Origin of the sequence: Pseudarthrobacter sp. NPDC055928 (genome assembly GCF_042270935.1) — a bacterium.
In the GTDB taxonomy this organism is placed as follows: Bacteria; Actinomycetota; Actinomycetes; order Actinomycetales; family Micrococcaceae; genus Arthrobacter.
In genome coordinates this window covers 53,505-67,351 of record NZ_JBHJZH010000005.1, presented here as the reverse complement: position 1 = coordinate 67,351, position 13,847 = coordinate 53,505, and the positions used below count along the sequence as shown (strand labels likewise).

Genomic DNA, 13,847 nt, shown 5'->3' with positions numbered 1-13,847 from the left:
CAGGTCCTCCTGTGGGTGGAGTGCGGAATATGGCGGTGGGCCCAAATGACGGCTCAGTCGGGAGCTTATAGGCCTGACCGCCTCCGGGTCACCAGTGGACGGTACCTGTCTTTTACGCCGGGAATACTCGGTTACCGTACGACGGGATCCGCTGACATCCCTTCACTTGTCTCGGACGGCCTGGGCGCCGAACCCAAGGTCCGGATCAGCTCGAACAGGTCCACCGGACCCACCTGGCCGCCCTTGAGTAGCATTTCGGTGCCATCCAGCCACGGTGTGGGAGACGCAACCCTGCACAGGACCACGTTGCCCACCGGATTTGCCGCAATGGATAGGGACCGGGCGCCGAGCTGCCGGAGGACGTGGCTGGACGTGTCCCCCCCGCAGACGATCACCCGGCTGCGGTCGCCTTCGCGGAGGGCGGCTTCGATGACACCCGACAGGCGCGCGGAGAGCGTCTCAACCAGGCTGCCGCCGTCGCTGGATGCTGCAGGGCTGCCGGTGGTGACCACCACGCTGCGGCCCGCGGAAAGCTCAGTGATGACGTGCTCCTTCAGCGGACCGTCATCGTGTGCCGACAACGCGAGGACTGTCCATCCACGGCGGCGGGCGTGGTCGACTTGACGTGATGTCTGGGGTGACTGGGAGCCCGAGACGGCCAGTACCGGTCCATCAGCCCTCAGTTCATCGACGCTGTCCGTCCGGGAAGTGTCACCGCGGGAGATAGCGGCCGCGAGTCCACGGCTGAACCCGCCGGAGCCGATCACGAACTGCGGGGCGTTGGATTGTGAGTTTGCCACGACGGCTTGGGAGACCAGTTCAATGTGCACGTCCGTCAAAGCGTCGAGGACCGTGGCGGCCTCGGTCCGCTCCGCCAGCTTGCGGGCGATGCCCGGCGCATCCGTGTACTCCGGAAGGTGCATGGAGCCCACGGGAAGGCGGGTCTGGAGCGAGAGGTGCAGTGCGAGGTCCGATTCGCGCATTGGCGTCACCGGATGCCGGGACATCGTCGGCTGGCGGTCAAGGCGGTACACCTGCCCCTCCTCTGCAGCGAAATGGTGGCCGAACGCCGTGTAGCGGCCGAAGTCGGGCTGCGCAAAAAGGGCCGGCACGGTGGCGGGACCGAACACGTGCCGGGCAATCTCGATGACCCGGCCAAGGCTTCCGACGGTTGGTGACGAGTCAGCTGTGGAACAGGCCTTGTACTGCACGATCTGCGGCCGGAGCGCCCGGAGTGCCTCAAGCACCGGCCGCACCTCGGACTCGATCTGGCCCGTTGGCAGGGACCGTGCCACCCCGGCCACACCGACGGCGTCCACCTCCTCGGCCGCTGCCCGAAGCTCGGCAGGGCCGGGGAGCCCCAGGAAAAGCCGGCTGGTCCACCCGGCCCGCCTGAGTTGCAGGAGCACATCCACGCTCCCGGTGAAATCGTCGCCGTAGAAGGCGAACTGCAAGTCAGCCACGTGGCGCTCCGAACGTCTCGGCGGCACGGCGGAACTCGGCTGAAGCGGCGAGGGCTGTTGCCATCTCTTCGCCGCGTCCGGCGGAATCCCACGCGGCACGCATGCTCTTCACCCCGGCGGCCGGACCGTCGGGGTGGCCGTGGATTCCGCCGCCGGCGAGAACCAGCAGGTCATCCGTGCCGGTGGCCGCATAGGTTGCGTGGGCGAGGCCCGCCCACTGTCCGGACGATAGCACAGGCACTGTGGGGGTCTGCCCCAGGAGGGGTTCGCGGACCGCCGCGATCGAGTCCAGCACTTCGGCGTCGTTTTCGTAGAACTTGTTGCTGATGCCGTTGGTGTGAAGGTGGTCCACGCCGGACAGCCGGGCCAGCTTCTGCCATGCCCGGAAGGAGAACCCCAGCTGATCCGACCGGCTGATCGCCCCAAACATCGCCCGGTGCCCGTGGATGGGTACCGTTGCGTGCCGGCGCAGGAACTCTACCCCGGCCAGGCCCACCATGTTGATGCAGGCCATCACGCAGGTGCCGCCAGCCTCGACTACGAGGTCGTGGTTGGCTTCGAGCCGGCCGATGTCGTCGGTGATGTTAAAGGCATACATCGGCATCACGCCGGTGCGGTCGGCGTGCCGCTGCAGTACCGGCATGACTGCCCGTACGCGTTCAGCCAAGGGAGCGGAAGGACCGTTGCCCTGCAGTTCGTCGTCCTTCATGAAGTCGACGCCGGCACTGGCCAGTTCCGCCACTACTTCGGCGAGCTCTGCGGGGCTGAGTCCGATGCTGGGCTTGATGATCGTTCCGATCATGGCCCCGGAGGGTCGGGACATCAGCCGGCGGGTTCCTTCCACGCCGAAAGCGGGCCCGGGATAGCGCTCCGAGAAGGCCTCGGGAAGGTCAAGGTCCATCAGCTTGATCGCGGCGAGTTCCTTGATCTCGAACAGGTTGCCGGCGACGGCGGCCTGCAGGTTCGGGAGTGAGGGGCCAAAGTTTGCCAGCGGGAACCGGAGCCGGACCCTGCCGCGGCGGCGTTTGGCCGGATCTCCGACGGCGCCGGGCAGCGGGGAGGAGCCATTCAGCGGGATCTCCTCAAGGTCCACAACCTGGGCGGCGAATCGGGAGCGCAGGTCGTCGGACTCCCGTGCCACCCTGATGAACGTACCGGTGGACTGCTCGCCGGCAAGTACTTCCGCAGCGTGCTGGAGATCGAGTGATGTCTCGATGTGATAGGTGGCAACAACGTGCTGTGGCTTCGCATCCACCGCTTCCTTGACGGACTGATTCGTGGCGAGGCCGGGCGTCACTGTGGGGGTCATTTTCGTCACCATGCCAGCGGGAGCCAGACGGACATTTCGGATGCTCCGCGGTTGCCCCAGGTGAAGTAGGGAATCAGCCGCACCCGTGCCGTGGCGAGTTCGGCGCCGTCGACTTCGGCATAGAGTCCTTGGCTCGCCGCGGGCGGCAGGACCACCGCTTCGCACTCAAGGGCAACGATCCGGCGGCCGTCGATGTCGAGCTCCACCGGGGTGAAGTCCGTTCCACGCCGCAGCGCGACCTGCTCTAACAGGACACCCTCCGGGAGGTCCTGGCTTTCGAGGCAGTACACCACCGGACCGCGGGTCACCGCGACCTGGTTGGAGATTTCCTCAGCGAGACGGTGTCCGCGCACCATCTTGACCGGCATCGGCAAGGCAAGGGAGACGGTATCGCCTGCTTGCCACTCGCGGTCGATCGTGGCGTACGTCCCGGGTTCGCCCGCTGCCGCCGGTTCGCCGTTGACGGTGATGGTGGCTCCTTCGCTCCAGCCGGGGATCCGCAATTTCAGTGGAATCCCGCCGTCCGTCACCGACGTGACGGTGAAGTCGATGCGTTCCCCCCAAGGTTGCTCAGACACTTCCTGTAGTCCGAATCCTCGGCCCTCAAGCTCCACCTGGACGTTGGCGCTGCCGTAGAGGTGGACCCACAGGCCTTCTGACGAGGTGGACATCGCGCGTTCATGGAACTGGGCCAGGGTGCGGGCGATGTTCGGGGGGCAGCAGAAGCAGCTCATGTATTCCGCGCGAACGCGCTCGTCCGACGCTGGCGGCTCGGGCACCGGGCGCAGGGCGGTTTCTCCGGGCATACGGAGGGGGAAGGGCAGTTCGCGGACCTGCCGGAGCGGGTTGGTGTAGAAGTAACGCGTGCCGTCGAGGCTAATGCTCGCGAGAAGGCTGTTATAGGCGATGCGCTCGATGACGTCGGCATAGGCCGCATCGCCGGTGAGCGCCAGCATCCGCTCACTCCAGAAGATCATGCCGATGTTCGCGCAGGACTCGTTGTGGGCAGTGGTGTTCGGCAGCTGGAAAGGGCGTCCGTAGGCCTGGTGCACCCGGCTGATCTGGCCCTGCTCCGGGTTGCCGTCCGGCGATGCGCCGTCGTACAGCGCACCGCAGCCACCGGTGATGTAGAGCTTCGTGTCGACGACGTCCCTCCAGAGGCGTTCGAGCACGTCAGTCAGCTCGGGGTCGCCCGTCTCGGCAACAAGGTCCGCCAGCCCGGCATACAGATAGTTGGCCCGCACTGCGTGGCCCGCCACGACTTTCTGCTCGCGTACCCGGACCCGGTCCTGATTATCGTCGCCGCCCTCAAAGTCGTCCCGCACGGCGACGAACGACTCTGCCAGTCGAAGGTAGCGTTCATTGCCGGTGGCGCGGTAGAGCTCAATGACCGCCATATAGTGCGAGGGGCAGATCGCGCTGCGCGCGAGCTGGTCCGTGTGGTTGGTGGCCAGGTCTTCGAGGAATCCGGCGGCCCGCTCGGCGGCGTCGAGCAGGACGGTGCTGCCAGTGACCCGGTGGTGGCGTACTCCTGCGGTGATGAGGTGGCCGAGGTTGTACGTCTCGAAGTTGAAGCGGTCGGCCAGGGCCTGCGCCTGCTCGTGGTTGCGCTCGGCAATGCGCGTTGGTGTGTGGAGGTATCCGTCGCCGCGCTGAACGGAGGCGATTTTCGTTGCGATGTCATTGATGCTCGCTTCGAGGGCTGCATCAGGCGACGTCTCCAGGAGGCTAATGGCGGCCTCGAGCCACTTGTAGAGGTCCCCGTCGAGGAACGGCGGGCCTTCGTGCTGGCCTTCGGCATCGCCCGCCGCGATGAGGAAGTTCCGCCAGCCCGGGCTGACGTCCGGGTTGCTGAGTGAAGCCCACATGCCCGGCACTGTCACGGTCCGTGTGCGCTCAAGCTCACCGCCCCAGAAGCCGCCGGCCCACACGACATTTGCTGCGTCGAGCGCTGTGAGCGGTGCATGGTGCCGCTTCGCTGTACTGCTTTTCATGGTGTCGTCCTCATCGTCGAATCCCTTGCCAGGTGGCTGCCTGCGTCCGCTGCTGATTATTATCTCAAACTCGAATGAATATTCACAATACGGGAAGAATGTGATACGCTCAACACGAACGAGGGGCTGAATAATCTCTCACTCCTGATTGAAAACGCATCGATCAGAGGTTCGCTGCCACCGAATGGCAGCCGTCAAGGAGGACGTCATGAAAGCAATCCGCAGTCGTCGAGTGATGGTGGCAACGGCCGTCGCACTCGCACTTACGCCGCTCTCTGCATGTGGCGGATCACCACAGGATGCCGGCAGCACGGCCGGGAGCACCGGCACCGACCCCAGCAGCTTCACCATTCTGACGGCGAACGAGAACAAAGCCCTTCCGGCCACCCTTGATGCGCTGGCCAAGGGCGCCTGCTCGGCAGAGAACGCGGCGCTCCCGATTGAACACCAGAAGGTCGCACAGGCCGACGTCGTACAGAAGGTCACGCTTCTTGCCGGCCAGGGCGCCCTGCCGGCCCACTTCATCGCGGGCACCGCCATGGTCCGCCCGGACGGGGACCTGGGTAAGGGCAGCCTGGTGCTGGATTACAAGGAAGCGCTGGAGAAGCTGGGCGCCGGGGAGCAGCTTCTGCCCGCGGCCGCCGCCACGGTGGAGAACGTCTACGGCGGCATGGTCTCCCTGCCGTACCAGTACAACGTCGAGGGAATTTGGTACAACAAGCAGATCTTCGCAGCCAATGGCATCGAGGAGCCCAAGACCTGGGATGAACTGAAGGAAGCCCACGCCAAGCTTGCCCAGGCAGGCGTCATGCCGATGACCCAGGCCGGTGCCGCGGGTTGGCCGCTGACCCGTCTCATGGGCATGTACATTTTCCGGAATGTGGGTCCGGATGCGATGAAGGATGTCAGGGATGGAAAGGCCAAGCTGACCGACCCCAAGTACGTGGCAGGGGCAAAGGCCTTGGCGGAACTTGCTTCTTCCGGCGCCCTGGGCGAGGGCTTCTCCACCCGCGACGCCGATACGTCCACGAACCTCTTCCTCACCGGCAAGGCAGCCATGACCTATGACGGCAGCTGGCTGCTGAGCTCCATCAATGACCCCAAGCGGAACACCATTGGTGATACCAACATCGGCTTTATGGCCTTCCCGGCAGTCGAGGGCGGTTCAGGCAGCATTGACCAGTTTGCCGCCAACGCGGGCGCTGTGATGGCGATGTCACCCAAGCAGTTCGGGCCGAAGGTCGGTGAATGGCTGAAGTGCATCTCGGAGAACTACGGCGCCCAGGCACTGAAGGACTCCGGCACTATCTCGGGGTTCAAGGTCAACGAGGACGTCAAGGAACTCCCGGTCATGACCTCGCAGATCCAGGAGAAGATCACCGGACTCAAGGATCCCGTGCTCTGGTTCGAGGCGCTGCTGGACCCGAAGAGCAACTCACTGGCATCGACCAACGTCTCCCTGCTCACCACCGGCCAGATGTCGGCCGAGGACTACATGAGCGCCCTTCAGAAGAGCGTTGACGCTGCTCGCTGATTCGGTTTGGCCCGGCCGCCCACTCCGGGTGGCCGGGCCTTCTGCCGACGAAAGGTTTGAACTATGAACTCGGTGTTCGGAGACCGCAAGACGATTATCATCCTCTTGGCTCCAGCCCTCCTGCTGTACACACTGCTGAAGATTGGCCCCGTGGCCTGGTCCCTCGGCCTGTCCTTCTTTGAGGGGAACACCCTTCGCGGCTTCGAGTTTGTTGGAGTCGAAAACTTCACCAAGTTCTTCACGGACGAGGCAGCGCTGCAGTCCCTGGGGGTCAGCGTGTTCTTCGCGATCGTCGCCACCGTAGGCCAGATCCTGCTGGGGTACATGCTGGCCCTCCTCTACGTCTTTGTCCTGCGCAAAGGTTCATCGCTGCTCCGCACGATCGTCTTTTTCCCGGCGATCCTGCCGACGGTCGCCGTCGCCCTGCTGTTCCGCAGCTTTGTGGCCGTGGGCGACAACCAGGGCCCCGTCAACGACCTCATCAACTTCTTTGGCGGAGAGAGCGTGGAGTTCCTCGCCACCACCTCGGGAACCATGGCCACCGCGCTCGCCATGACGCTTTGGGGTTCCATGGGCTTCTACGCGATCCTCCTCTACGCAGGACTGCTCGACATTCCCGACGAGATTCTCGAATCGGCGAAGCTCGATGGCGCCAACGGGCTCAAGCTGGTGCGGCACATCGTGGTGCCGCTGTCATTGCCCATTCTGCTGTCCTCGATCATCTTCAGCCTCAACGCGACGCTGAAGGTCTTCGACAGCCTGCTTGCCCTGAACAACGGCGGCCCCGGAACCTCTACCGCGCCGTTGACCCTTTACATGTACCGGACAGCATTCGAGTATGCGGAGTATGGCTATGGCAGCACCATCGCCCTGGTCCTGACGCTCCTGTGCCTTGTCTTCACCCTCGCGATTTTCCGATCGTCCCAACGCAAGGCGGAGGACTGAGATGACCGTCCAACCACAGCTTGAAAACCCGCCCGCCGTGCCGCTGGTGCGTTCGGAACAACCCCTCCGCGACCGCCGTCGGGCCCGCCGCGCCATTAAGCGCCTTCCCGTGTGGATCATCGTCACGATCGTGGTGGTGGTGGTGCTTTACCCGCAGGTCTGGATGGTGCTTGGTTCGTTCAAGACGCAGTCCGAGTTCCTGTCCAACCCGGCGTTGTCGCTGCCCGAGAACTGGATTTTCGACAACTACACCACCGCCCTGAACAACGGCAACGTGTCGCGGAACTACCTCAACAGCATCCTGGTGACGATTCCGTCGGTGGCGCTTATTGTGCTGATCGGCGTGGCGGCAGGCTACGCCCTGGAGGTGCTGGTCTGGAAGGGCCGGAAGGGCACGCTGCTCTACATCCTTGCCGGCATTATGGTTCCGGGGCAGATGATCCTGGTGCCGCTGTTCACGGTGTACTTCCGGGCGGGGCTGACGGACTCGCTCTGGCCGCTCATCATCACCTATACGGTGATGGGCCTGCCGCTGACCACCTTCCTGATGGCTGCCTATTTCAGGTCCATCCCGCGAGAGATCTTCGAGGCCGCCACTGTTGACGGCTCCAGCCCGCTGCGCTCCTTCTTTGTGATCGGGTTGCCGATGATGCGCAACTCGATCCTGACCATCGGCCTGGTCCAGTTCTTCAGCGTGTGGAATGACCTGCTCATCGCGCTGACCTTCACCACCAGGCCGGATCTGGCCACCATCCAGGTGGGGCTGCTGAGCCTTAGCGACCAGTACGGCTCGACGCAGTACGGACCGCTTTTTGCGGCTGTGAGCATCAATATCGTGGTGTTGTTGATCGTGTTTGTGTTCCTCAACAAAAAGATCATGGCCGGCATGGCCGCCGGTTCAGTGAAGGGATAGGCGACCGAATGAGTGAGACCCCCAGGATTGCCCTGCTGCACACGGGTGCGGTGGTGATCGGTCCCGTGATGGAACTGGTCAAGCGGGAACTGCCCGGCGTCACGGCCATCAACTACCTGGACGACCGTATCGTGGCTGACCTCAGCGACCCGGAGATGTCCGGTTCGGTGCCGCGCCGCGTCGCCGGACTTGCGAAGGCGGCGGCAGATGCCGGCGCCGAGGCCATCATGCTGACGTGCTCGTCCATTTCCGAACTCGCCGCGTCCGTTTCGGCTGAGGTGGGCATCCCCATCCTGCGCATCGATGAGGCCATGGCCGACGAAGCGGTGGCGACCGGTGCCAGGATCACCGTGCTGGCCACCCTCCCGACGACGTGCGGGCCCACCTCCCGTCTCATTGCCGAGCGGGCCAGGGTAGCCGGGCTTACGCCCACCATCCGGAGCGTAGTGGTCGAGGGTGCCTTTGCGGCTGTCGCTTCGGGTGACCGCCCAAGCCACGACCTCAAGGTCGCGGCGGCTATCCGGGATGCCGCAGAAGACTCAGATGTGGTGGTCCTGGCCCAGGCATCGATGGCAAGTGCCGCCGACGGCTGCGAAGTGGCGGTACCGGTGCTGACAAGCCTGGAATCGGGCGTCAGGCGCCTTCACCAGTTGCTCGCGTCGCTCCCTGCTAAGCGGTGAGCTCCCGGTTTTCGGTTTCGGCGCCGCTGGTCTCTTCTCCGACGAGGGCCTCAGCGGTGTGGATGTCGGTGATGAGGACGTTGACCCAGCCGCCGGCCAGGGCTCCGCGGATGGGTTCGCGCTTGCGCAGGCCACCGGCAATGCCAATGCGGCGGGGGATGGATAGGAAGTTCTCCACCGGAATCGAGATGGTGCGTGCAGCAAGGTCACCCGTGACTGCCGTCCCGTCTGCGGTGAAGACGTGGTGACAGATATCGCCGACGGCCCCTTCGGTCAGCAGCCGTTCGCGGTCCTCCGGGGAGAAGGCGTTTCCACTTTCGGCCAGCAGGTTGGACGGTTCGATGCTGCCGATGCCCACTATTGCCATGGTGAGTTCGTTCCAGCGCCGCGCCACCTCGGTGAGCGCGGCTTCCTGGAGGAGGCTGTCCCTGATGGCGCGGTCAGCCACCACGCCGGGGGCGGGAACGTAAACCGGCTCCGCGCCGAGCATCCGCGCAAACTCGCCGACCAGCCGCTGGGCCATGTTCTGAACTTCGGGGGTGCCGATCCCGCCAAGAAGCTGGACAACCTGGGTGGCGCCGCCAACGTTGAAAGGCCGCATGCGGTCCACGAGGGCGAGCAGCGTCTGGCTCCACGAGGAGATGCCGATGCGGTCCCCGCCGCCGAGAGTAGCTTCGAGGTAGCTGCCTGCTGCCGCCCCGAGCGCAGAATGGACGGCCCGTTCGTCGTCGTCGCTCTCGATATCCACGACCACAGCTTCCAGCAGACCGAACTTCGCCTCCAGGCGCTCCTCGAGATCCGAGTAGACGCCGGGGGAGACCATGACGGTGGTCCGGACGATTCCCTGGGTGACCGCGCGCTTCAGCAGGCGGGAGACCTTGGCCTGGGAAATGTTCAGCGCTGTGGCGATGTCCGCCTGGCGGATCCCGCGCTCGTGGTACATCCGCGCCACCTTGGTCAGGAGGCGGACTTGCCCGTCAACGGGGGCGGCGCTTCGGCCATTTGCCACGGGAGGCTCCGATCAGGGATGGCGGTTCTGCAGGAGGCGTCCCCTTGATCCCAAGAGCTGGAACAATCCATGCAGATTTATAAAGAGTGTATCATAATTCGGAAGTGATAGATTATGCAAGTGTTGCACCGTGATGGCACGGCAGACCGAGCGGACGTGAAGTCCGGCGACCGCGACCTGGCGTCCTCGCTCAGCGCGGCGCTAGCTGGTGGAAGCGGCGATTTGCCGGGACAAGGACACCGTCCGACGGCGGGCGCGGACGTTAGCGTCGAGGTCTTCGATCGCGTTGTGGCCGGCGTCGATGCCTCCCACTTCCTGCTCACGCCGGCGGCTGTGGTGCGTGCACGCTCGCTTGAGGATGTTTCGGCCGCTTTCCGTTACGCCCATGACCACCATCGCTCCATCACGCTCCGCTCCGGGGGAACCAGCCTGTCCGGCCAGGCGTCGGGCGAGGATCTGCTGATCGATGTCAGGGGCGCTTTCCGGGACATCCGCGCCGCAGTTGACGGCAGTACTGTCGTCGTCCAGCCTGGCGCCACCGTCCGCCAGGTCAACGCGAGGCTCCTCCGTCACGGCCGGAAGCTCGGGCCCGACCCGGCCAGCGAGATCGCGGCAACTGTGGGCGGCGTGGTGGCGAACAACTCCAGCGGCATGGCGTGCGGCACGGAGTTCAACTCCTACCGGACACTACGCTCACTGAGGTTCGTGCTGGCGTCCGGAACGGTGGTGGATACCTCCCTTGCGGACGCGGACGAAAGGCTGGCCGCTGCCGAACCGTCCCTGCACTCCGGCCTCGCCAAACTCCGCGACGAAATCATGGCCGACTCCGAGCTTTCGGCGGAGATCCGGCGCCAGTACCGCGGCAAGAACACGATGGGCTACGGACTGAACTCGTTCCTCGATTTCGACGCGCCGGTGGAGATCCTGGCCCACTTGATGGTGGGGAGCGAAGGCTCGCTGGGCTTCATTGCCGAGGTTGAATTCGATACCGTGCCGATTTCACAGTGTGCGGCCACCGCCCTGGTGATCTTCGATGACCTGGATCAGGCCACGGGCATCCTGCCCGTCCTCGTGGGTACCGAGGCTGCCACCATTGAGCTGCTGGACGCCGCGTCGCTGCGTGTTGTTCAAAACGATCCGGCCACCGCAGACATCCTCGCCAGTGTGGACATCGCCTCCCACGCTGCTCTCCTCATCGAGTACCAGGGGCAGGATGACGACGAACTCGACGAGCGTCTCGGGAACGCGCGCGCAGCCTTGGTGACTGCCGGTGCCCCGTCGTTTGAACCGACCGCCGACCCGAAACAGCGGGCCCATTTATGGCATGCGCGGAAGGGGCTGTACGCAGCCGTTGCCGGCGCCCGGCGACCCGGCACCACGGCACTGCTGGAGGACATTGCGGTGCCTGTCCCATTGCTCGCGCCGACCTGTGCTTCCCTCCAACGCCTTTTTGCGCAGTACGGGTATGGCGACGCCGTGATCTTCGGCCATGCGAAGGACGGCAACATCCACTTCCTCATCACCGAAGATTTCACGGCCGACGGCGCGGTTGAGCGCCAGCGGGCCTTCACCGAAGACCTGGTGGAGCTGGTCCTGGACGCTGGCGGCACCCTCAAGGCCGAGCACGGCACCGGCCGGATCATGGCCCCTTTCGTCGAACGGCAGTTCGGCCGGCGGCTCTACCAGGTCATGCTGGAGGTCAAGCGGCTCTGTGACCCTGCCGGGATCCTCAACCCGGGTGTGCTGATCGTCGACGACGCAGAATCGCACCTGGCGCACCTGAAGCTGACTCCCGTCGTTGAGCCGGAAGTGGACCGTTGCGTCGAGTGCGGCTATTGCGAGCCGGTGTGCCCCAGCCGGGACATCACCATCACGCCGCGTCAGCGCATCGCGGTCCGCCGGGCCCGGGCTGCAGCTAGCGCCCGGGGGGACGCCGCGCTCGACACGGAACTCGCGCGCGGCGAGACCTATAACTCAGTGGAGACCTGCGCCGTCGACGGGATGTGCCAGACAGCGTGTCCGGTGTCGATTAATACGGGCGACCTTGTCCGGCGCCTGCGCGAACAGGACGCTTCGCGGTTCACCCAGGCAGCAGGCCGCGCAGTTGCCGGACAGTGGGAGCCGGTCACGCGGGTGGCAGCGACAGCCCTGACCGTGGCGGCGTGGCTGCCGGCTCCCCTCGTCCGCGGGGCCAGCGAAGCAGCACGCGCCGTACTCGGCGCCGATGTGGTGCCGCGTTGGACCGGCGACCTTCCTGCCGGCGGCAGCAGGCGCGCCCACGCGGACCGTCCAGCGGCTGGAAAGCCGGCGCAGGCGGTGTTCTTTGCCTCCTGCACAGGTTCCATGTTCGGGCCCGCGGAGGGCGGCGTCGGAGCAGCCGAGGCGTTCCGCCGGCTGTGCGCCCGGGCGGGTGTCGCCGTCGTCATTCCGCCCGGCGTTGACGCCCTGTGCTGCGGTACGCCCTGGAAGTCCAAGGGCCTGGCGGACGGGTTTGCCGCGATGGCCGAGAGGACCGTGGCCAGCCTGATGGCAGCGTCCGACGGCGGGAGGTTGTCGGTGGTGACCGACAATTCGTCCTGCACGGAGGGCCTGCTGCATGCGCTCGCCAAGGTTTACGGGTCCGGTGAACCCGTGCCGCTGCGGGTCATCGATTCCGTGGACTTCGCAGCCGCCGAACTGCTTCCACACCTTCGGGTGCAGGAACCGGTGTCCTCGTTGGTCCTTCATCCCACGTGCGCGAGTACGCGCCTCGGGACCAACGAGGGACTGCGCACGCTTGCCGAGGCTGTTTCCGGTAAGGCCGTCGTGCCGGATTCCTGGGCCTGCTGCGGGTTTGCCGGCGACAGGGGAATGCTGCACCCGGAACTTACCGGCTCTGCCACCAGGGCCGAGGCGGCAGAGGTGGTTGGCGGAGACTTCGAGGCACATGCCTCCTGCAACCGCACGTGCGAGATTGGCATGAGCCGCGCCACCGGCAAGGAATACCGGCACATTCTCGAAATCCTTGAGGAGCGGACCAGGGCCTAGCCGCCCGCGCTCCAGATCCACGAACAGAAGGGCTTGATATGCACATCGCAGTCACCGGCAGCTCAGGCAAGCTGGGGCGGGCCACCGTTGACCGGCTTCGCACGGAGGGGCACACCGTCGCGGGATTCGACCTCACGGGCACTGCCGGCACGGGATTCACCCGCGTGGACCTCGCCGACTACGGGCAAACGCTGGACAGCCTGATCGGCGTCACTGCCCGTCACGCAGGGCTTGACGCGGTGGTGCACCTCGCGGCCATCCCGGTGAACGGACTTGTTCCCGACGCAGCAACTTTCCAGAACAACATGACCGTCAGCTTCAACGTGGTTCACGCGGCCATGCGGGCAGGCATACGCAGGATCGTCACGGCCTCAAGCATCACCGCCATGGGATTCCCTTTCGACGAACCGCCTGCCGCGCTGCCCATCGACGAGGCCACGACAGCCGCGAACAACACCTACGCCTTGGCTAAGGTGGCGGAGGAAGCGATGTGGGCGCAACTCGTCCGCTGGGAGCCGGGCATGAGCATCACTTCGCTCCGGTTCACCAATGTGGTGGCTCCGGGCGAGTATGGCACCTTCGCGAACGCTCCGGATCCCGCGTATCGGCGTGACCTGCTTTTCAGCTACGTCGATTCAAGGGACGGGGCGGCCGCCGTGGCCCTCGCCCTCGAACACGCGGCACCTGGCTTTGAAATCTACGACGTTGCGGCCTCGGATACGGGAAGTGCAATCCCCACCGCCGAGCTTGCCGCCCTCCACTTTCCGGGCGTTCCGCTCCGCCCGGAGCTGGGGGAGTTTGAAACGCTGATGTCCATCGATAAGGCGCGCAGCCGGCTTGGATACAAACCCGAGCACCTGTGGCGGGACGAATATGCGTTACACGAAGGAAGGGGAGAGGGCCATCCGTCATAGGTGCCCTTGACCTTCCGCGTCGCCATCACTAGGTTATCGCTTATCGATATTATCGATAG

10 protein-coding genes are annotated in these 13,847 nt (G+C 65.1%); 6 read left to right on the top strand and 4 right to left on the bottom strand.

The window, feature by feature from the left end:
- Positions 1 to 131 precede the first annotated feature (131 nt).
- From ACFC25_RS08565 to ACFC25_RS08555, 3 genes are read right to left on the bottom strand one after another with little or no spacing between them, the layout of a single operon-like run.
- The gene (locus ACFC25_RS08565; protein WP_376044784.1) at positions 132 to 1,463 is read right to left on the bottom strand and encodes a four-carbon acid sugar kinase family protein; all 1,332 of its coding nucleotides are present in this window, start codon (positions 1,461 to 1,463) and stop codon (positions 132 to 134) included.
- Positions 1,456 to 2,772, bottom strand: a complete 1,317-nt coding sequence (locus ACFC25_RS08560) for a RuBisCO large subunit C-terminal-like domain-containing protein (RefSeq protein ID WP_376044783.1) — start codon at positions 2,770 to 2,772, stop codon at positions 1,456 to 1,458. Before ACFC25_RS08560 ends, ACFC25_RS08565 begins: the two co-directional genes overlap by 8 nt.
- A gap of 5 nt (positions 2,773 to 2,777) precedes the next feature.
- A complete protein-coding gene (locus ACFC25_RS08555; protein ID WP_376044782.1) occupies positions 2,778 to 4,766 on the bottom strand; it encodes a glycoside hydrolase family 127 protein in 1,989 nt (662 codons plus the stop codon).
- Between the two features lie 208 nt (positions 4,767 to 4,974).
- On the opposite strand from ACFC25_RS08555, the gene ACFC25_RS08550 reads away from it, so the two are divergent.
- From ACFC25_RS08550 to ACFC25_RS08535, 4 genes are all read left to right on the top strand, one after another.
- A complete protein-coding gene (locus tag ACFC25_RS08550; RefSeq protein WP_376044781.1) occupies positions 4,975 to 6,300 on the top strand; it encodes an ABC transporter substrate-binding protein in 1,326 nt (441 codons plus the stop codon).
- Positions 6,301 to 6,363: 63 nt separating this feature from the next.
- Positions 6,364 to 7,245, top strand: coding sequence for a carbohydrate ABC transporter permease (locus ACFC25_RS08545; protein ID WP_376044780.1), 882 nt, complete (start codon positions 6,364 to 6,366; stop codon positions 7,243 to 7,245).
- Between the two features lies 1 nt (position 7,246).
- Positions 7,247 to 8,158: a carbohydrate ABC transporter permease gene (locus ACFC25_RS08540; protein WP_376044779.1), complete on the top strand. Its 912-nt coding sequence runs from the start codon at positions 7,247 to 7,249 to the stop codon at positions 8,156 to 8,158.
- A gap of 8 nt (positions 8,159 to 8,166) precedes the next feature.
- Entirely contained in the window at positions 8,167 to 8,838 is a 672-nt protein-coding gene (locus tag ACFC25_RS08535; RefSeq protein ID WP_376044778.1) for an aspartate/glutamate racemase family protein, read from the top strand.
- Here the strand turns inward: ACFC25_RS08535 and ACFC25_RS08530 are convergent.
- A complete protein-coding gene (locus tag ACFC25_RS08530; RefSeq protein WP_376044777.1) occupies positions 8,828 to 9,847 on the bottom strand; it encodes a sugar-binding transcriptional regulator in 1,020 nt (339 codons plus the stop codon). The genes ACFC25_RS08535 and ACFC25_RS08530 overlap by 11 nt on opposite strands.
- Positions 9,848 to 9,967: 120 nt before the next feature.
- On the opposite strand from ACFC25_RS08530, the gene ACFC25_RS08525 reads away from it, so the two are divergent.
- Positions 9,968 to 12,874, top strand: coding sequence for an FAD-binding and (Fe-S)-binding domain-containing protein (locus ACFC25_RS08525; protein ID WP_376044776.1), 2,907 nt, complete (start codon positions 9,968 to 9,970; stop codon positions 12,872 to 12,874).
- 38 nt (positions 12,875 to 12,912) lie between these two features.
- Entirely contained in the window at positions 12,913 to 13,788 is an 876-nt protein-coding gene (locus tag ACFC25_RS08520; protein ID WP_376044775.1) for an NAD-dependent epimerase/dehydratase family protein, read from the top strand.
- The last annotated feature ends 59 nt before the right edge of the window (positions 13,789 to 13,847 follow it).

Excerpts from the sequence above, each read along its gene's own strand:
- ACFC25_RS08550 (WP_376044781.1), top strand. The coding sequence starts at position 4,975 with ATGAAAGCAATCCGCAGTCGTCGAGTGATGGTGGCAACGGCCGTCGCA.
- ACFC25_RS08560 (WP_376044783.1), bottom strand. The coding sequence starts at position 2,772 with ATGACCCCCACAGTGACGCCCGGCCTCGCCACGAATCAGTCCGTCAAG.
- ACFC25_RS08555 (WP_376044782.1), bottom strand. The coding sequence starts at position 4,766 with ATGAAAAGCAGTACAGCGAAGCGGCACCATGCACCGCTCACAGCGCTC.
- ACFC25_RS08520 (WP_376044775.1), top strand. The coding sequence starts at position 12,913 with ATGCACATCGCAGTCACCGGCAGCTCAGGCAAGCTGGGGCGGGCCACC.
- ACFC25_RS08535 (WP_376044778.1), top strand. The coding sequence starts at position 8,167 with ATGAGTGAGACCCCCAGGATTGCCCTGCTGCACACGGGTGCGGTGGTG.
- ACFC25_RS08540 (WP_376044779.1), top strand. The coding sequence starts at position 7,247 with ATGACCGTCCAACCACAGCTTGAAAACCCGCCCGCCGTGCCGCTGGTG.
- ACFC25_RS08545 (WP_376044780.1), top strand. The coding sequence starts at position 6,364 with ATGAACTCGGTGTTCGGAGACCGCAAGACGATTATCATCCTCTTGGCT.